20 protein-coding genes and 1 tRNA gene are annotated in these 18164 nt (G+C 63.0%); 15 read left to right on the forward strand and 6 right to left on the reverse strand.

Going from position 1 to position 18164, the window contains the following annotated elements; translation table 11 throughout:
- The first annotated feature begins 10 nt into the window (after window positions 1-10).
- From phrB to POS17_RS25230, 8 genes are read left to right on the forward strand one after another with little or no spacing between them, the layout of a single operon-like run.
- Window positions 11-1456 (forward strand): deoxyribodipyrimidine photo-lyase, encoded by a 1446-nt coding sequence (phrB, locus tag POS17_RS25195; protein WP_060841015.1) that lies wholly within the window; start codon window positions 11-13, stop codon window positions 1454-1456.
- A complete protein-coding gene (locus tag POS17_RS25200; protein ID WP_060841016.1) occupies window positions 1449-1874 on the forward strand; it encodes a nuclear transport factor 2 family protein in 426 nt (141 codons plus the stop codon). Before phrB ends, POS17_RS25200 begins: the two co-directional genes overlap by 8 nt.
- Window positions 1871-2641 (forward strand): SDR family NAD(P)-dependent oxidoreductase, encoded by a 771-nt coding sequence (locus POS17_RS25205; RefSeq protein WP_060841017.1) that lies wholly within the window; start codon window positions 1871-1873, stop codon window positions 2639-2641. The genes POS17_RS25200 and POS17_RS25205 overlap by 4 nt, the downstream gene beginning before the upstream one ends.
- Window positions 2638-3885, forward strand: a complete 1248-nt coding sequence (locus POS17_RS25210; RefSeq protein WP_060841018.1) for an NAD(P)/FAD-dependent oxidoreductase — start codon at window positions 2638-2640, stop codon at window positions 3883-3885. The genes POS17_RS25205 and POS17_RS25210 overlap by 4 nt, the downstream gene beginning before the upstream one ends.
- Entirely contained in the window at window positions 3882-4697 is an 816-nt protein-coding gene (locus tag POS17_RS25215; protein ID WP_060841019.1) for a DUF1365 domain-containing protein, read from the forward strand. Before POS17_RS25210 ends, POS17_RS25215 begins: the two co-directional genes overlap by 4 nt.
- The gene (locus POS17_RS25220; protein WP_060841020.1) at window positions 4684-5955 is read left to right on the forward strand and encodes an SAM-dependent methyltransferase; all 1272 of its coding nucleotides are present in this window, start codon (window positions 4684-4686) and stop codon (window positions 5953-5955) included. Before POS17_RS25215 ends, POS17_RS25220 begins: the two co-directional genes overlap by 14 nt.
- Window positions 5948-6463, forward strand: coding sequence for a DUF2878 domain-containing protein (locus tag POS17_RS25225; RefSeq protein WP_060841021.1), 516 nt, complete (start codon window positions 5948-5950; stop codon window positions 6461-6463). Before POS17_RS25220 ends, POS17_RS25225 begins: the two co-directional genes overlap by 8 nt.
- Before the next feature lie 54 nt (window positions 6464-6517).
- The gene (locus tag POS17_RS25230) at window positions 6518-6823 is read left to right on the forward strand and encodes a YkgJ family cysteine cluster protein (protein ID WP_047306050.1); all 306 of its coding nucleotides are present in this window, start codon (window positions 6518-6520) and stop codon (window positions 6821-6823) included.
- 8 nt (window positions 6824-6831) lie between these two features.
- On the opposite strand, the gene POS17_RS25235 is transcribed toward POS17_RS25230, so the two are convergent.
- From POS17_RS25235 to hemA, 6 genes are all read right to left on the reverse strand, one after another.
- Complete coding sequence (locus POS17_RS25235) at window positions 6832-7350, reverse strand: acyloxyacyl hydrolase (RefSeq protein WP_060841022.1); 519 nt, start codon at window positions 7348-7350, stop codon at window positions 6832-6834.
- Between the two features lie 114 nt (window positions 7351-7464).
- Window positions 7465-8256, reverse strand: a complete 792-nt coding sequence (gene murI / locus POS17_RS25240) for a glutamate racemase (RefSeq protein WP_060841023.1) — start codon at window positions 8254-8256, stop codon at window positions 7465-7467.
- The gene (locus POS17_RS25245; RefSeq protein ID WP_060842014.1) at window positions 8249-9004 is read right to left on the reverse strand and encodes a molybdopterin-synthase adenylyltransferase MoeB; all 756 of its coding nucleotides are present in this window, start codon (window positions 9002-9004) and stop codon (window positions 8249-8251) included. Before POS17_RS25245 ends, murI begins: the two co-directional genes overlap by 8 nt.
- Window positions 8998-9828, reverse strand: coding sequence for a peptide chain release factor N(5)-glutamine methyltransferase (gene prmC, locus POS17_RS25250; protein ID WP_060841024.1), 831 nt, complete (start codon window positions 9826-9828; stop codon window positions 8998-9000). Before prmC ends, POS17_RS25245 begins: the two co-directional genes overlap by 7 nt.
- Window positions 9829-10911, reverse strand: a complete 1083-nt coding sequence (prfA, locus tag POS17_RS25255) for a peptide chain release factor 1 (protein WP_060841025.1) — start codon at window positions 10909-10911, stop codon at window positions 9829-9831.
- Window positions 10911-12185: a glutamyl-tRNA reductase gene (hemA, locus tag POS17_RS25260; RefSeq protein WP_016965522.1), complete on the reverse strand. Its 1275-nt coding sequence runs from the start codon at window positions 12183-12185 to the stop codon at window positions 10911-10913. The genes prfA and hemA overlap by 1 nt, the downstream gene beginning before the upstream one ends.
- A gap of 183 nt (window positions 12186-12368) precedes the next feature.
- Between hemA and POS17_RS25265 the strand changes: the two genes are divergently transcribed.
- The 7 genes from POS17_RS25265 (at window position 12369) to pth (ending at window position 18159) form a co-directional block, all read left to right on the forward strand.
- Window positions 12369-14093: a tetratricopeptide repeat protein gene (locus POS17_RS25265; RefSeq protein ID WP_060841026.1), complete on the forward strand. Its 1725-nt coding sequence runs from the start codon at window positions 12369-12371 to the stop codon at window positions 14091-14093.
- 4 nt (window positions 14094-14097) lie between these two features.
- Window positions 14098-14715: a lipoprotein insertase outer membrane protein LolB gene (lolB, locus tag POS17_RS25270; RefSeq protein ID WP_060841027.1), complete on the forward strand. Its 618-nt coding sequence runs from the start codon at window positions 14098-14100 to the stop codon at window positions 14713-14715.
- 6 nt (window positions 14716-14721) lie between these two features.
- A complete protein-coding gene (gene ispE / locus POS17_RS25275; protein WP_060841028.1) occupies window positions 14722-15567 on the forward strand; it encodes a 4-(cytidine 5'-diphospho)-2-C-methyl-D-erythritol kinase in 846 nt (281 codons plus the stop codon).
- Window positions 15568-15603: 36 nt separating this feature from the next.
- A tRNA-Gln gene (locus POS17_RS25280) sits at window positions 15604-15678 on the forward strand.
- A 47-nt stretch (window positions 15679-15725) separates the two neighbouring features.
- Window positions 15726-16667: a ribose-phosphate pyrophosphokinase gene (locus POS17_RS25285; RefSeq protein ID WP_003171603.1), complete on the forward strand. Its 942-nt coding sequence runs from the start codon at window positions 15726-15728 to the stop codon at window positions 16665-16667.
- A gap of 139 nt (window positions 16668-16806) precedes the next feature.
- Window positions 16807-17406 (forward strand): 50S ribosomal protein L25/general stress protein Ctc, encoded by a 600-nt coding sequence (locus POS17_RS25290; RefSeq protein ID WP_060841029.1) that lies wholly within the window; start codon window positions 16807-16809, stop codon window positions 17404-17406.
- Between the two features lie 168 nt (window positions 17407-17574).
- Complete coding sequence (gene pth / locus POS17_RS25295) at window positions 17575-18159, forward strand: aminoacyl-tRNA hydrolase (protein ID WP_060841030.1); 585 nt, start codon at window positions 17575-17577, stop codon at window positions 18157-18159.
- Window positions 18160-18164: the final 5 nt, after the last annotated feature.

Consider the following 18164-nt stretch of genomic DNA (forward strand, 5'->3'; position numbering starts at 1 on the left):
GGGAATCAGCATGCAATTGATCTGGCTGCGCAGCGATCTGCGCCTACATGACAACACCGCCCTCTGCGCCGCCACCCAGCGTGGCCCGACCGTAGCGGTGTACCTGCTGAGCCCGGAGCAGTGGCAGGCCCACGACGATGCGCCGTGCAAGGTCGACTTCTGGCTGCGCAATCTGCAGTCGTTGAGCAAGGCCCTGGGCCGCCTGAACATCCCCCTGCTGATCCGCAGCGCCGCCACCTGGGACCAGGCGCCCCAGGTCCTGCTGGAACTGTGCCGGCAACTGCAGGTACGCATGCTGCATTTCAACCAGGAATACGGGATCCACGAAAGCCGTCGCGACGCCGCGGTGACCCGGGTTCTGGAAGAGGCCGACATCAGCGTCCAGGGCCACCTCGATCAACTGCTGTTCCAGCCCGGTAGCGTGCTGACCAAGAGCGGCGGCTACTTCCAGGTATTCAGCCAGTTCCGCAAGGTCTGCTACAGCCGCCTGCACAGCGCACTGCCGGCCCTGGTCGCCAGCCCCAAGGCGCAATTGCCGCTGTCGATCCAGGCCGATCCCGTGCCCCGTCATATCGACGGCTTCCCGTCCCCCAGCCAATCACTGCGCGACCTCTGGCCGGCCGGCGAAGATCAGGCCCTGGGCCGCCTGGAACAGTTCACCGACGAGCAGATCCACTACTACCAGAGCGAACGCGACTTCCCGGCCAAGCCCGGCACCAGCCAGCTTTCGCCCTACCTTGCCGCCGGAGTGATCTCGCCGCGGCAATGCCTGCACGCCGCCTTGCGCTGCAACCAGGGAGAGTTCGAAAGCGGCAATCCCGGCGCCGTCACCTGGATCAACGAACTGCTGTGGCGCGAGTTCTACAAACACATCCTGGTGGGTTACCCACGGGTTTCCCGGCACCGCGCCTTCCGCCCGGAAACCGAGGCGGTGGCCTGGCGCGACGCCCCCGAAGACCTGGCGGCCTGGCAAGAAGGCCGCACCGGCCTGCCGATCATCGACGCCGCCATGCGCCAACTGCTGGAGACCGGCTGGATGCACAACCGCCTGCGAATGGTGGTGGCGATGTTCCTGACCAAGAACCTGCTGATCGACTGGCGTGAAGGCGAGCGCTTCTTCATGCGCCACCTGATCGACGGCGACCTGGCGGCGAACAATGGCGGCTGGCAATGGAGTTCCTCCACCGGCACCGACGCCGCGCCGTACTTCCGCATTTTCAACCCCGTGAGCCAGTCGGAACGTTTCGATGCCGAAGGACGCTTCATCAAGCACTGGCTGCCGCAACTGGCGGGGTTGAACAAAAAGGATATCCACAACCCGGGGGCCATGGGCGGCCTGTTCGCAGTCGCCGACTACCCGGCGCCCATGGTCGACCTGGCCATGTCCCGGGATCGCGCCCTCGCCGCCTTCAAGGCCCTGCCTGCGCGGCCGGACGCGGGAGGTTCCCATGACTGACTTCCTCCAGCGCTTCGCCCGGGACTTCGCCAGCCTCGACAAGCACAACCTGCAGCGCCTGGATCAGCTCTACAGCGAGGACATCCAGTTCACCGACCCGCTGCACGAGGTCAATGGCTTGCCGCGCCTGCAGCACTACTTCGCCGAGCTGTACGCCAATGTCAGCGAGCTGCGCTTCGACTTCCACGGCATCGACACCTGCGGCGAAGGCCAGGGCTACCTGCGCTGGACCATGAGCTACCGCCACCCGCGCCTGCGCGCTGGCCAACTGGTCCGGGTCGCCGGCTGCTCGCACCTGCACTGGCGTGACGAGAAGGTTTATCGGCATCGCGACTATTTCGACGCCGGCGCGCTGCTCTATGAACACCTGCCGGTACTCGGCGCGGTGATCGCCTGGTTGAAAAGGAGGCTCGGATGAACCCGGCAATGCCACGGCGAATCTGGCTCACCGGTGCCAGCAGCGGCATCGGTGCGGCGCTGGCCGAAGAGCTGCTCAAGGCTGGCGCCCAAGTGGCCGTCAGCGCCCGTTCGCGCGAGCCCCTGGAGGCCCTGGCCCAGCGGTATCCGGGTCGGGTGCTGGTGGTGCCCGGCGATCTCACCGACGCCCTGCAGGTGCGCGAGATCGGCAAGCGCATCGCCCAGGCCTGGGGCGCCCTGGACACGGCGATTCTCAATGCCGGCACTTGTGAATACATCGACGTGCAGCAATTCGACGCGGCGCTGATCCAGCGTGTGCTCAACAGCAACCTGCTGTCCGCCGGCTATTGCATCGAAGCCGCACTGCCCTTGTTGCGGGCCGGCAATCAGCCCCACCTGGTGGGCGTGGCCAGTTCCGTGACCTATCTGCCGCTGCCCCGAGCCGGCGCCTACGGCGCCTCCAAGGCCGCCCTGCGTTACCTGCTGCAATCCTTGCGCATCGACCTGGCCGCCGAGGGCATCGACGTCACCGTGGTCAGCCCGGGCTTCGTCGATACCCCGCTGACCGCGCGCAACGACTTTGCCATGCCCATGAGCTGGCCCGCCGCCAAGGCCGCCCGACATATCCACAAGCGTCTGTCACACCGGGATCTGGAGATCGCTTTCCCCGCCCCGTTCATCTTCGGCCTCAAGCTGCTGTCCTGGCTGCCCGGCCGCCTGCAACTGGCCATCGCCAAACGCCTGGCCCGCACGGGGAGTGCATCGTGAAAATCGCCATTATCGGTAGCGGCATCGCCGGCCTGACCTGCGCCTACGTTCTCAACCGTCGCCATGACATCCGGGTCTTCGAGGCCGGCAGCTGGATCGGCGGTCACACCCACACCGTGGAGGTCAGCCACAACGGCGAAACCCAATCCGTGGACACCGGTTTCATCGTCTTCAACGACTGGACCTACCCCAACTTCATCCGCCTGCTGGGCCAGATCGGGGTCAAGTTCAAACCCACCGAGATGAGCTTCTCAGTGTGCGATCCGGCCTCGGGCCTGGAGTACAACGGCAACAACCTCAACAGCCTGTTCGCCCAGCGGCGCAACCTGCTGTCGCCCGGGTTCTGGGGCATGCTGCGGGACATTCTGCGCTTCAACAAAGCCGCCTTGCTCGATCTGCAGCAGCAACGGATCGCCGCCGACACCACCCTTGGCGACTACCTGAAAAACCAGGGCTATGGCGAGCGTTTCATCCAGCACTACATCGTGCCCATGGGGTCGGCGATCTGGTCGATGTCACGGGTGCAGATGCTCGGTTTCCCCTTGCAGTTCTTTGTGCGCTTCTTCAAGAACCACGGCTTGCTGTCGGTGAACAATCGTCCCCAGTGGTGCGTGATCGAAGGCGGCTCAAGCCGCTATATCGAACCGCTGACCGCCTCGTTCCGCCAGCACATCCGACTCGACTGCCCGGTGCAACGGGTCGAGCGCGACGAAACCGGCGTGCTGATCCACAGCGCCGCCGGCAGCGAACGCTTCGACAAGGTGGTGTTCGCCTGTCACAGCGACCAGGCCCTGCAACTGCTGGCCAGCCCCAGCCGGGCCGAGCGGGAGATTCTCCAGGCCCTGCCCTACGCCGACAATGACGTGGTACTGCACACCGATACCCGGCTGCTGCCCCGCCGGCGCCTGGCCTGGGCCAGCTGGAACTACCGCCTGGACGCCAGCGGCGACAAAGCCGCCGCCGTGACCTACGACATGAACATCCTGCAAGGCCTGAAGAGCGACACCACCTTCTGCGTCAGCCTCAACCAGACCGCGGTCATCGACCCGACGCAAATCCTTGCCCGCTTCACTTACGCCCACCCCCAGTACAGCCTCGAAGCGGTGGCGGCCCAGGCCCGCTGGAGCGAGCTGCAAGGCGCCCAGCACAGCTTCTACTGCGGCGCCTACTGGGCCAACGGCTTTCACGAAGACGGCGTGGTCAGTGCGTTGCGCGTGGCCCAGGCCTTTGGTGAACAACTGTGAACAGTGCCCTGTACAGCGGCTGGATCAGCCACCGGCGCTTCGCCCCCAAGGACCATGCCTTCCGCTATCGGATCGGCCTCTTGTACCTGGACCTGGACGAGCAGGAGGCGGTGCTGGGACTCTCGCCCCTGGCGGGCCGCAGCCGTTTCGCCCCCTTCGCCTTCCGCGAAAGCGATTACCTGAAAGACTTCACCGGCCAGGGCATGCGCCTGATCGACGCGGTACGCCAGCAAGTGGCCGCGGCCATCGGCCATGTGCCGGGCGGCGCAGTGCGCCTGTTGACCCAGGTGCGCAGCTGGGGCCTGGCGTTCAATCCGGTGAGTTTCTTCTACTGCTTCGAGGCCGACGGGCAACTGGCGGCGATTCTCTGTGAAGTCACCAACACCCCGTGGCGCGAGCGTTATCACTATGTGCTGCCGGCCCGCCCGGACAGTGCCACGGCTCCCGAGCACCAGCACTTCGCCGTGGCCAAGGCCTTTCATGTGTCACCGTTCCTGCCCCGGGACCTTGAGTACCGCATGAGCTTCAGCCCACCAGCCGAGCGGCTCGGGGTACACATGGCCGACTGGCAGGGTGATCTGAAGGTATTCGACGCCACCCTCAGCCTGCAGCGCCAGGCCCTGGATCGCCGCAGCCTGCACCAGTACCTGCGCAGTTTTCCATGGATGACCGCCAAGACCTGCCTGGCCATCTACTGGCAGGCCCTGCGCCTGACCGCCAAGGGCATCACCTTCTTTCCCCATGAGGCCGCCGACGGCGCCTATCGCACAGCCGCTGTACAACCCAAGGATCGCCGCCATGAAATCCTCTAGCGTATCGGCCAGAAATACCCTGTTCAGCACCCACAGCCTGACCGCCAACCTGTTGCGTCGCGGCGTGCTGCGGCAACTGGCGCACCTCAAGCACGGCCAATTGCTGGTCATCGAAAATGCCGAGCGCCTGGTCTTCGGCGACCGCACGGCGGCCTTGGTGGGTGAGATCCATATCCACGACAGCAGCGCCTGGGGGCTGGTGGCCAGCAGCGGCTCGATCGGTGCCGGCGAAGCGTTCATCCACGGCTACTGGAGCACCCCGGACCTGACGGCGGTGATCCGCGTCTTCGTCAGCAACCTGGACGTGCTGGATGCCATGGAAGGCGGCCTGGCGCGACTCGGCCGGCCGTTGGTACGCGGCCTGCACTGGCTCAATCGCAACACGCGCAAGGGCTCGCAGAAAAACATCGCCGCCCACTACGACCTCGGCAATGAGCTGTTCGAGCAGTTTCTCGACCCCACGATGATGTATTCGGCCGCGCAATTTCGCAGCGAGGACGACAGCCTGGAGCAGGCCCAGTTGAACAAACTGGAGCGCATCTGCCAGAAACTCGCGCTCAAGCCCGAGGATCACCTGCTGGAGATCGGCACCGGCTGGGGCAGCATGGCGCTGTATGCGGCGCAGAACTACGGGTGCCGCGTGACCACCACCACCTTGTCCAAGGAACAGTTCGCCTATACCCGCCAGCGCATCGACGCCGCCGGCCTGCAGGACCGGGTGACCCTGTTGCTGGAGGACTATCGCGACCTGGACGGGCATTACGACAAGCTGGTGTCCATCGAAATGATCGAAGCCGTGGGCCACCGCTTCCTGCCCACCTACTTCCAGCAGTGCGCGAAGTTGCTCAAAAGCAACGGCCTGATGCTGCTGCAAGCCATCACCATCCGTGACCAGCGCTATGAACAGGCGAAGAACGGCGTGGACTTCATCCAGCGCTACATCTTCCCCGGCGGCGCCCTGCCCAGCGTGCACAAGATGCTCGAAGTGGTCAGCCGCGACACCGACATGAACCTGCTGCACATGGAGGATTTCGGCCTGCACTACGCCCGCACACTGCGCCTGTGGCACGAGAACTTCCGCCGCGCCCACGGCCGCCTGAGCGAGCTGGGCTATGACGCGTACTTCCTGCGCCTGTGGGAGTTCTACCTGTGCTACTGCGAAGGCGGTTTCCTGGAGCGCAGCATCGGCACCGCGCAAATGCTTCTGGCCAAACCCTCGGCGGTGCCGCAACCCCTGCTGGGACGTTTCGATGCGTAAACAACTGGCCAACGCCCTGCTGTTCCAGCTGGGCTGGTTCATCTGTGTGCTGTCCGGCGACAGCGCCTGGCTGCTGCTGGGGGTGGCGATCCTGCTGGCGCATTTTCGCTGGATCGGCAGCTGGGCCGCGGAAGGCCGGATGATTTTCGGGGTCGCCCTGACCGGCATTACCCTGGACAGCTTCCTGCACTGGCTGGGGGTGTTCCAGTTCCAGCAAGTGAGCCTGCTGATTCCCCTGTGGCTGATCGTGCTCTGGGCCTTGCTGGGAACCACTCTGCGCCACTGCCTGGCGTGGACCGCCCGGCCCTGGTGGCTGACCTGCCTGGTTGGCGCACTGTGCGGACCGCTGTCCTATTACGCCGGGGGCCGCCTGGCCGGAGTGAGCTTTGCCTTTGGCCTGTGGCCAACCCTGCTGGGGCTGGGACTGCTGTGGAGCATGCTGCTGCCGCTGCTGCACGTGCTCGCACGCCCCACTGCGGAAGAACCGCAGGCAGCCATCCCGGACTGAGCGTCCGTCCGGGCTTTCCCACAGCAGGGGCCGACTGCCTTACACTGCGCGCCTATGATCACCATTCCCGTTGTCCCCGTCCCCGAACCGGCCATCAGTTGCTCGACCTGCGCCGCCTGCTGCTGCCAGCTGGAAGTGATGCTGATCACCGACACCGGGGTGCCCGAACGCTTTATCGACACCGACGACTGGGGCGGCGAAGTCATGCGCCGCCTGGACGACGGCTGGTGCGCGGCCCTGGACCGCGACAGCATGCGCTGCAGCATCTATGAGCTGCGGCCACTGATCTGTCGCGAGTTCGAGCTGGGAGAGGCCGATTGCTTGAGCGAACGCCGGGGAATCGCCACGGCGTATCGCTGATAGCGGTCTCAGAGCGGCATCGTGTAATGCAGCGCGTAGCTTTCGATACCGTCGTTGGGGGTTTGAATCCCGGCGTTGGAGTAATGGGTGGCGCGGATCCCGACTTCATGCCCGCCGGCGAAACGCAGGCCGAAACCGATGCGGTCTTCGAACTGGAAGGATGAGCCGAGCTTGTTGTCCTCGACCTCGGTGTGGGCAAAGGCTGCCACCCCGATCCCCGCCTCGATGTAAGGCTTGACGCGGGCCCCGGCGAACTCATAGACCAGTACCGGCGAAAACGACAGGCTGTGATTGCTCGATTTCTTGTCGCCATCCCAATAGGTGTAGGCGCCGCTCCAGTACCCAGTCAGGCGACCGACATCACTTTGCAGCCAGCTCTTGTCCCAGTCCCATTGCATACCCAGGCGGTAGGTCTGGGTCGAATCGCCGGTTTGTCCCACGGAGAACTCGACTCCGGCCGCCTGCGCGGAAAAACTGTGCCCCAACAACCCGGCCGCCAGCGCGGCCAAACACAACAGTCGCTTCATCAGGAACGTCCTTTTTCAACGGTTACCTATGGTCTTGTACAACCTTCTGGAAAAGTTATAGAAGCCTGCGCGCGCTCGGAAGTTCAGCTACGGTCGAGGGTTTTTCAGGTTTTTTCACAACTCGAAACGCTGAACGCTAGCAGGGCCTTTCCACAAAAGCGGCAACACGTGGACAAAGTGCGGGACGTCGCCGCTGGTCCAGAAACGAGTCTCCCGGGCCGGGCCCCGGGCCCGTAGCTCGCCCTCGTCCAAGAGGCGTTGCAACTGCCGGGCAACGGCGCCGCCCGTGTCGATCAGGCTGATGTGGGGCGGCAGCATCTGCAGCAGCACCGGCTTGAGAAACGGATAGTGGGTGCACCCCAGGATGATGGTGTCGCAGCCGGCCGCCAGCAGCGGTTCGACATAGCCCTGCAACAGTTGCCGCAGGGCGCTGCTGTCGAGGTCGCCGTTTTCGATCATTTCCACCAGGCCGGGACAGGGCTGGGTGACCACTTTCACATCCGCGGCGAAGCGATCGAGCAAGGCGGCGAACTTGGCACTCTGCAAGGTGCCGGTGGTGGCCAGCACCCCGACCACCCCGCTGCGGGTCGCCGCCGCAGCGGGCTTGACCGCAGGCTCCATGCCGACGATGGGCCAGTCCGGGTAATCGCGGCGCAGATCGGCCACGCCGGCCACGGTGGCGGTGTTGCAGGCCAGGACCAGGGCCTTGGCGCCCTGTTCGCGGAAGTAACGCGCCATCAGGGCACAACGCTGACGAATGAACTCCGGGGTCTTTTCGCCGTAGGGAATATGCCCGCAATCGCCAAAGTACAGCAGTGATTCGTTGGGCAGCAGGCGCTGAATTTCCGCCAGTACCGACAGACCGCCGACACCGGAATCGAACACCGCCACGGGCGCTTCACTCATGCTGAACTCCGCAAACGCTGCAACCGGGATCACGCTTGACGCGCAGTTCACGAAAGCGCGTCCCCAGGGCATCGATCAATAACAGTCGACCCACCAGAGGCTCGCCAAACCCGGCCAGCAGCTTCAGGGCTTCCAGCGCCTGCAGGCTGCCCACGGTGCCCACCAGCGGACCGAGCACTCCGGCCTCGCTGCAGGTCAGCTCGGCTTCGCTGCCATGCCCGTACAGGCAGTGGTAGCAAGGGCTTTCCGGGCGGCGCGGGTCGAACACCGACAACTGCCCTTCCAGGCGAATCGCCGCACCGCTGACCAGGGGCTTGCCGGCCGCCACGCACGCGGCGTTCACCGCCTCGCGGGTACTGAAGTTGTCGGAGCAATCAAGCACCAGGTCCACCGCGGCCACGGCGGCGGCCAGGCTGTCGACGTCCAGCGCCTGGCGATGGGGCACCAGGCGGATTTCCGGGTTGAGGGCGGACAGCCGGCTGATGGCCGAATCCACCTTACTGACCCCGACACTCTGGCTGTCGTGGATGATCTGGCGCTGCAGGTTGGTCAGGTCCACGCTGTCGAAGTCAGCCAGGTGCAGCTCGCCGACCCCGGCCGCGGCCAGGTACAGCGCCGCCGGGGCACCAAGGCCGCCGAGGCCGACAATCAGTACCCGGCTCTGCTTGAGGCGCAACTGGCCATCGATGTCGACGTGCTGCAACAGAATCTGCCGGCTATAGCGCAACAGCTCCTGATCGGTCAGCACGGCAGGCACCCGAGGCTGATGCGTTCATGACCACCCAGGTCGATGCGGCTGTGGACTTCGATGAACCCCCGGGCCGTCAACAATTCGCGCACCGCGCCAGCCTGATCGTAGCCATGCTCGAGCATCAGCCAGCCACCGGCTTCCAGGTGCTGCGGGGCCTGGTCGACGATCAGGCGCAGATCGTCCAGACCGTCCTTGCCCGCCACCAGGGCGCTTTCGGGTTCGAAACGCACATCGCCGGCCGCCAGATGAGGATCGGCCTCGGCGATGTAGGGAGGATTACTGACGATCAAGTGGAAACGCTGGGACTCGACCGCGCTGAACCAGTGGCTGCTGAGCACCGTGACGTTGTCCAGCTGCAGGCGCTGGCGGTTGCGTTCGGCCAGGGCCACGGCTTCCAGCACCCGGTCCACGGCCGTAACCTTCCAGGCCGGACGCTCGCTGGCCAGGGCCAGGGCGATCGCGCCGCTACCGGTGCCCAGGTCGAGGACCTTGGCCGGGGTCGCTGGCAGCAGTTCCAACGCCGCCTCCACCAGCAGCTCGGTGTCGGGGCGCGGAATCAGGGTGTGCGGTGCCACTTCCAGATCCAGCTTCCAGAAGCCCTGTTGCCCGAGGATATAGGCCACCGGCTCGCCGGACCGACGTCGTTGCAGGTACTCGGCGAACAGCAGCGCGGCTTCGCTGGGCACGATGCGTTCCGGCCAGGTGTGCAGGAAGCTGCGGGGCTTGCCCAGGGCCGCCGCCAGGAGCAGCTCGGCATCCAGGCGCGGCGTCGGCGAATCGGGTAATTGAGCTGCGCGCAGCAGGCTGGCGATGATGGTCATTTACTCACCCAATGCCGCAAGTTGATCGGCCTGGTATTCGGCCAGCAGCGGTTCAATCACTGCCTCGACGCCCCCGGCGAGAATTTCGTCCAGGGAATACAGGGTCAGGTTGATCCGGTGGTCAGTGACCCGGCCCTGGGGGAAGTTGTAGGTGCGGATGCGCTCGGAGCGATCCCCCGAGCCCACCAGCAGCTTGCGCTCGCTGGCGATGGCATTGGCCGCGGCGCTGGTCTGCTGGTCGTTGAGCTTGGCCGACAGCCAGGACATGGCCCGGGCCCGGTTCTTGTGCTGGGAACGCTCTTCCTGGCACTCCACCACGATCCCCGAAGGAATGTGGGTGATGCGGATCGCCGAGTCGGTCTTGTTCACGTGCTGGCCGCCGGCGCCCGAGGAGCGATAGGTATCGATGCGCAGGTCCGCCGGGTTGATCTCGATGGCTTCCTGTTCGTCCGGCTCGGGCAGCACCGCCACGGTGCACGCAGAGGTGTGGATGCGACCCTGGGATTCGGTGGCCGGCACGCGCTGCACACGGTGCGCGCCGGACTCGAACTTGAGCTTGCCGTAGACGTTCTCGCCTTCGACCCGGGCAATGACTTCCTTATAGCCGCCGTGCTCACCCTCGTTTTCCGAGAGGATCTCCAGCCGCCAGCCACGCCGTTCGGCGTAGCGCGAATACATGCGGAACAGGTCGCCGGAAAAGATCGCCGCCTCGTCACCGCCAGTGCCGGCGCGGATTTCCAGGAACACGTTGCGCCCGTCGTTGGGGTCCTTGGGCAGCAACATGCGTTGTAAGGCGCTTTCCAGCTCGGCCAGTTGCTCCTTGGCCTCGCGCACTTCCTCGGCGGCCATTTCCCGCAGGTCCGGGTCGTTGTCCTTGAGCAGCGCCTGGGCGCCTTCGAGATCGGCCTGGACCTTGAGTACCTGTTTGTAGGAGGCAACGATCGGCTCGACTTCCGCGTACTCCTTGGAGTAGGTGCGGAACTTGGCCTGATCGGAAATGACCTCAGCATCGCCGAGCAAGGCGGTCAGTTCCTCGAAACGATCCTGGAGAATGTCCAGCTTACTGAGCAGTGACGCTTTCATTACGGGGTTTTATCCGATGAGCCCTCACCGAGGGCAAAGAGTTCTTGAGCCATGGCCAGCGCATCGAGGCGACCTTCGGCGGACAGCTTTTTCAGCTGCACGCTCGGCGCGTGCAGCAGTTTGTTGGTCAGGCCACGGGCCAGTTGGGCCAGTACGTCCTCGGCGCTGGAGCCATTGCTCAACAGGCGCAGAGCCTTCTGCAGTTCTTCGTCACGCAGGCGCTCGCTCTGTTGACGATAGGCCTTGAGCACGTCCACCGCCGCCAATTCCCGCAAGCGCACCATGAAGTCCTCGGCGCCGATGTTCACCAGCTCCTCGGCGGCCTGGGCCGCGCCCTGACGGCTCTTGAGGTTTTCCGCGACCACTTCGTGCAGGTCATCGACGGTATAGAGGTAAACGTCGTCCAACTCGCCGACTTCAGGCTCGATGTCCCGGGGAACGGCGATATCCACCATGAAAATCGGCTTGTGCTTGCGCAGCTTCAGTGCGCTTTCCACTGCGCCCTTGCCAAGGATCGGCAGCTGGCTGGCGGTGGAACTGATGACGATATCGCTGTGCACCAGCTCCTGGGGAATGTCCGATAGCAACACCGCGTGGGCGCCGAACTGCTCCGCCAGGAGGCTGGCGCGCTCCAGGGTGCGGTTGGCCACGACGATGCGCTTGACCCCCAGGTCATGCAGGTGCCGGGCCACCAGGGTAATGGTCTCGCCCGCGCCGATCAGCAACGCCTGGCTGCGCTGCAGATCGCTGAAAATCTGTTTGGCCAGGCTTACCGCGGCAAACGCCACGGACACCGGGTTCTCGCCGATGGCGGTATCGGTCCGTACCTGCTTGGCGGCGCTGAAGGTGGCCTGGAACAGCCGACCCAGCAGCGGACCGACGGTGCCGGCCTCACGGGCCACGGCGTAGGCGGACTTCATCTGCCCCAGGATCTGCGGCTCGCCCAACACCAGCGAATCCAGGCCCGAGGCCACCCGCATCATGTGACGAACTGCCGCATCGTCTTCATGCACATAGGCACTGGCGCGCAGCTCGTCTAGGCTCAGGTGGTGATAGTCCGCCAGCCAGCGCAGCACCACATCCGCAGAAAGATGATCCTGTTCTACATAGAGTTCACTGCGATTGCAGGTGGAGAGGATCGCAGCTTCGCGGCTGTCGGTGAGTCGGCAGAGCTGCTGCAAGGCCTCAACCAACTGCTCAGGGGTAAAGGCCACGCGCTCGCGGACGTCTACAGAAGCAGTCTTGTGGTTAATACCGAGTGCAAGGAAGGCCATTCAAGGTCGCTGATGATGTCGAGAAGCCGGCAATTGTCCTACTTCGACAGACGCAGAACAACTACCGCCGACTATTGTCCTAATAGACTGCCTCTGTTCTGGCATCCCGTTGAGTCTCGGTTATGTTTGACCGAAGGCTTGTGTCATGATGATCCGACCGCAGGTTAGTCGCCCTCTTCCTATATGAATAGATCCTCCGCGTTGCTCCTCGCCCTTGTCTTCCTCAGCGGTTGCCAATCACTGGCTCCCGTTTCATCGGACGCTACGTCGCCGGTGGAAGACAGCACCCCCGCCCCTGAAAAGCCCAAGGTTTATTCCTCGTTCAGTGAAGACACCATCTTCAGCCTGCTGAGCGCTGAGCTGGCGGGTCAGCGCAATCGTTTCGACATTGCCCTGGACAACTACGTGACCCAGGCCATCAACACCCAGGATCCGGGGATTTCCGAGCGAGCCTTTCGCATCGCCGAATACCTGGGCGCCGATCAGGCGGCCCTGGACACGTCGCTGATCTGGGCCAAGAACGCCCCCGACGACCTGGAAGCGCAACGGGCTGCCGCCATCCAGCTGGCCCGCGCCGGTCGTTATGACGACTCCTTGCTTTATATGGAGAAGGTCCTGCAGGGCAAGGGCGACACCCATTTCGACTTTCTGGCGCTGTCGGCTGCCGACACCGACCAGGACACCCGCAACGGCCTGATGAAAAGCTTCGACCGGCTGCTGCAGAAACACCCGCACAACAGCCAGCTGATCTTCGGCAAGGCCCTGCTGATGCAACAGGACGGCGACGCCAAGGATGCCCTGACCCTGCTGGAGCAGAACCCGCCGGAAGACGGCGAAGTCGCGCCATTGCTGCTGCGTGCCCGCCTGCTGCAAAGCCTGAACCGCGGCAAGGAAGCCTTGCCACTGCTGGAAAAAAGCATCCGCAAGTACCCGGATGACAAGCGCCTGCGCCTGACTTACGCCCGCATGCTGGTGGAGCAGGACCGCATGGAGGACGCCAAGACTCAGTTCTCCAGCCTGGTCCAGCAGTATCCGGAAGATGACGAACTGCGTTACTCCCTGGCCCTGGTGTGCCTGGAAGCCAAGGCTTGGGAAGAGGCCAAGGGCTACCTGGAAGACCTGATTGCCCGGGAAAGCCACGAAGATTCCGCCCACCTGAACCTGGGACGGATCGCCGAAGAACTGAACGATCCGCAAGGGGCGCTGATCGAGTATGCCCAGGTCGGCCCGGGCAACGACTATCTGCCGGCACAACTGCGCCAGGCCGATATCCTGATGAGCAACGGTCGTACCGACGAGGCGCAAAAACGCCTGGTAGCCGCCCGCGATGCCCAGCCCGACTACGCCATCCAGCTGTACCTGGTCGAAGTCGAAACCCTGTCGGCGAACAATCAGGGGGACCGGGCCTGGAAAGCCATCCAGCAAGCCCTGCAGCAATATCCCGATGACGTGAACCTGCTCTACACCCGCGCCATGCAGGCGGAAAAACGCAATGATCTGGCGCAACTGGAAAAAGACCTGCGCCTGATCATCCAGCGCGAGCCGGACAACGCCATGGCCCTGAATGCCCTGGGCTACACCTTGTCGGACCGCACCACCCGCTACGCCGAAGCCAAGGTGCTGATCGAACAGGCCCACCAATTGACCCCGGACGACCCGGCGGTCATGGACAGCCTGGGCTGGGTGAACTTCCGCCTGGGCAACCTCGACGAGGCCGAGCGGCTGCTGCGCCAGGCCCTGGAACGCTTCCCCGACCAGGAAGTCGCGGCGCATCTGGGCGAAGTGCTGTGGAACAACGGCAAGCAGCGCGAGGCCAAGCAGATCTGGAGCAAGTTCATCAAGGACCAGCCCGATAGCCCTGTCCTGCGCGACACCATCAAACGCCTGACCGGATCAGAGACTCTTTAAGACCATGTTTTTGCGCCACTTCATTGTTTTCAGCTTCATCGCCCTGCTGGCCGGCTGCGCCGGCTTTGGCGCCCGTGAATCAGTCCAGGGCCAGGGCAACCCCGCCCAATGGCGCCAGCACAAGGATCAGCTGACCGGCCTCGATGGCTGGCAGATCAACGGCAAGATCGGCATCCGCGCGCCCAAGGATTCCGGGAGCGGCACGCTGTTCTGGCTGCAACGCCAGGATTATTACGACATCCGCCTCTCCGGCCCGCTGGGTCGCGGCGCGGCTCGCCTGACCGGGCGCCCCGGCCAGGTCAGCCTGGAAGTGGCCAACCAGGGCCGCTATGAAGCCACCAGCCCGGAAACCCTGCTTGAAGAACAGCTCGGCTGGAAACTGCCGGTTTCTCACCTGGCCTGGTGGGTTCGTGGCCTGCCCGCCCCCGACAGCAAGAGCCGCCTGACCCTGGACGGCGACAGCCACCTGGCCAGCCTGGAACAGGATGGCTGGCAAGTGGAATACAGCAGCTATTCCGAGCAGAACGGCTACTGGCTGCCCGAACGCATCAAACTGCATGGCAGCGACCTTGACGTCACCCTGGTGATCAAGGAATGGCAGCCGCGCAAGCTGGGGCAGTGACCGAGCATGGAAAAACTGACCCTGCCCTCCCCGGCCAAGCTCAATCTGATGCTGCATATCCTCGGTCGCCGTGAAGACGGTTATCACGAGCTGCAGACCCTGTTCCAGTTCCTCGACTACGGCGATGAAATCACCTTCGCCCTGCGTGACGACGGCGTCATTCGCCTGCACACCGACTTCCCGGGGGTGCCCCACGACAGCAACCTGATCGTCAAGGCGGCGAAAAAGCTGCAGGAACAATCCGGCTGCACCCAGGGCATCGATATCTGGATCGACAAGATCCTGCCCATGGGCGGCGGCATCGGCGGCGGCAGCTCCAACGCCGCCACAACCCTGCTGGGTCTGAATCATCTCTGGCAACTGGGCTGGGATGAAGACCGCCTCGCGGCACTGGGATTGACCCTGGGGGCCGACGTTCCGGTTTTCGTACGCGGCCGCGCAGCGTTCGCCGAAGGCGTAGGGGAAAAACTCAGCCCTGAATTTCCGGAAGAACCCTGGTATCTGGTACTGGTCCCGCAAGTGTCTGTAAGTACAGCAGAAATTTTTTCAGATCCGCTGTTGACACGTGACACTCCGCCCATTAAAGTGCGCCCCGTTCCCAAGGGAAACAGCAGAAATGACTGCCTTCCGGTAGTCGCAAGGCGTTACCCAGAAGTACGTAACGCATTGAATTTGCTAGGTAAATTTACCGAAGCAAAACTGACTGGAACTGGAAGTTGTGTGTTTGGGGGCTTCCCAAGCAAAGCTGAAGCTGATAAAGTCTCGGCCCTTCTTACAGAGACCCTTACAGGGTTTGTAGCAAAAGGAAGCAACGTTTCGATGTTGCATCGCAAGCTGCAAGGTCTGCTCTAAAGGAATCGAGTATCAGGTACTCGAAGCAACAGATACAGGGGCGTCGCCAAGCGGTAAGGCAGCAGGTTTTGATCCTGCCATGCGTTGGTTCGAATCCAGCCGCCCCTGCCATTTTCCTATATTCATCCAGGTATACCCTCAGCCTTCAGGTACTGCGCGTGTCCAAGATGATGGTCTTTACGGGGAACGCTAACCCCGATCTGGCTCGGCGTGTAGTACGTCAGCTGCATATCCCTCTCGGTGACATCTCTGTTGGAAAATTCTCCGACGGCGAAATTACTGCCGAGATCAATGAAAATGTCCGCGGTAAAGACGTTTTCATTATTCAGCCGACTTGCGCTCCGACCAACGATAACCTGATGGAACTCGTCGTGATGGCTGATGCCTTCCGCCGCTCCTCAGCGACTCGTATCACTGCTGTTATTCCTTATTTTGGTTATGCCCGTCAGGATCGCCGTCCGCGTTCCGCACGTGTGGCTATCAGCGCGAAAGTCGTCGCTGACATGCTTACCGTAGTCGGCATCGACCGTGTTCTCACGGTTGATCTGCATGCTGACCAGATTCAGGGCTTCTTCGATATTCCGGTAGATAACATCTACGGCTCCCCGGTTCTGGTGGATGACATCGAAGACCAGCGTTTCGAAAACTTGATGATCGTGTCCCCGGACATTGGCGGCGTCGTGCGTGCACGTGCCGTGGCCAAGTCCCTGGGCGTTGATCTCGGGATCATCGACAAGCGTCGTGAGAAAGCCAATCACTCCGAAGTGATGCATATCATCGGCGACGTCGAAGGACGCACCTGCATTCTGGTCGATGACATGGTCGATACCGCCGGCACCCTGTGCCACGCGGCCAAGGCCCTGAAAGAGCATGGCGCAGCCAAGGTCTTTGCCTACTGCACACACCCTGTGCTGTCGGGCCGGGCCATCGAAAACATTGAAAATTCCGTGCTGGACGAGCTGGTGGTGACCAACACCATCCCGCTGTCCGCTGCAGCACAAGCCTGTGCGCGTATCCGCCAACTGGATATCGCACCGGTTGTTGCCGAGGCGGTCCGCCGCATCAGCAATGAAGAATCGATCAGCGCGATGTTCCGCTAGGGGCTAGTCCCCGGTAAAACATCCCGATGACGAAAAGCGCCCCGTCCCAACTTCTGTTGGGACGGGGCTTTTTTGCCCATATCGCCTTTAGCGCTGGTCGCAAACGCTGGGGCGAGTGTGGTTATTTTGGAGATACAACATGAACGATTTTACTCTGAATGCTGAACTGCGTTCCGACCTGGGGAAAGGTGCGAGCCGCCGCCTGCGTCGTCTCGCAAGCCTGGTTCCAGCTGTAGTCTACGGTGGCGACAAAGCCCCTGAGTCCATCAGCATGCTGGCCAAAGAAGTGGCCAAGCTGCTGGAAAACGAAGCTGCCTACAGCCACATCATCGAGCTGAACGTTGGTGGCACCAAGCAGAACGTCGTGATCAAGGCCCTGCAACGTCACCCTGCCAAAGGCCACGTGCTGCACGCTGACTTCGTACGCGTAGTTGCCGGTCAGAAACTGACCGCCATGGTTCCAGTGCACCTGATCAACGAAGCGGCACCGATCAAGAAAGGCGGCGAAATCTTCCGCGCTACCACCGAGATCGAAGTTTCCTGCCTGCCGAAAGACCTGCCTGAGTTCATCGAAGTCGACATGACCGAGACCGACATCGGCACCGTGATCCACCTGTCCAACCTCACCGCTCCTAAAGGCGTTGAGTTTGTTGCTCTGGCGCACGGCAACGACCTGGCAGTAGCCAACGTCTACGCACCACGTGTTGCTTCTGAGAAAGAAGAAGGCGCAGCAGAGTAATTCACTCTGACGCCGGAGTTGAGCGGAACACATCGCGGACTGGAACGTAGCGAGAAAGCGGGCGAGAACGCGAAGTTTGCCGCAAGGCAACCAAGCTTTTGTCGTCCCCTTTCGCCGTAGCACCGGTTGCGGCGATGTTATCCACCACTCCAAAGAAGGGCCCCTATCGTGACTGCCATCAAACTGATCGTTGGCCTGGGTAATCCAGGCGCCGAATACGAACAGACCCGGCATAACGCAGGGGCCCTTTTTGTTGAGCGCATCGCCGAGAAACAAGGTGTCAACCTTGTCGCCGATCGCAAATATTTCGGCCTGACCGGGCGCTTCAGTCACCAGGGTCAGGACATTCGTCTGTTGATTCCCACCACCTACATGAACCGCAGCGGCCAGGCCGTGGCGGCGCTTGCCGGCTTCTTCCGCATCAAGCCGGAAGAAATCCTGGTGGCCCACGACGAACTCGACTTGCCTCCCGGCGTCGCCAAGCTCAAGACCGGCGGCGGGCATGGCGGGCACAACGGACTGCGGGACATCATCGCGCAGCTCGGCAATCAGAATACCTTTCACCGCCTGCGGCTCGGCATCGGCCACCCAGGTGTTGCCAGTATGGTTTCAAACTTTGTCCTGGGTCGTGCGCCACGCGCCGAACAGGAAAAACTCGATGCCAGCATCGATTTTGCCCTCGGCGTGCTGCCGGATATCTTCGCCGGTGAATGGAACCGCGCGATGAAAAACCTGCACAGCCAGAAGGCCTGACTCTA

Source organism: Pseudomonas sp. Os17 (assembly GCF_001547895.1).
Taxonomy (GTDB): domain Bacteria; phylum Pseudomonadota; class Gammaproteobacteria; order Pseudomonadales; family Pseudomonadaceae; genus Aquipseudomonas.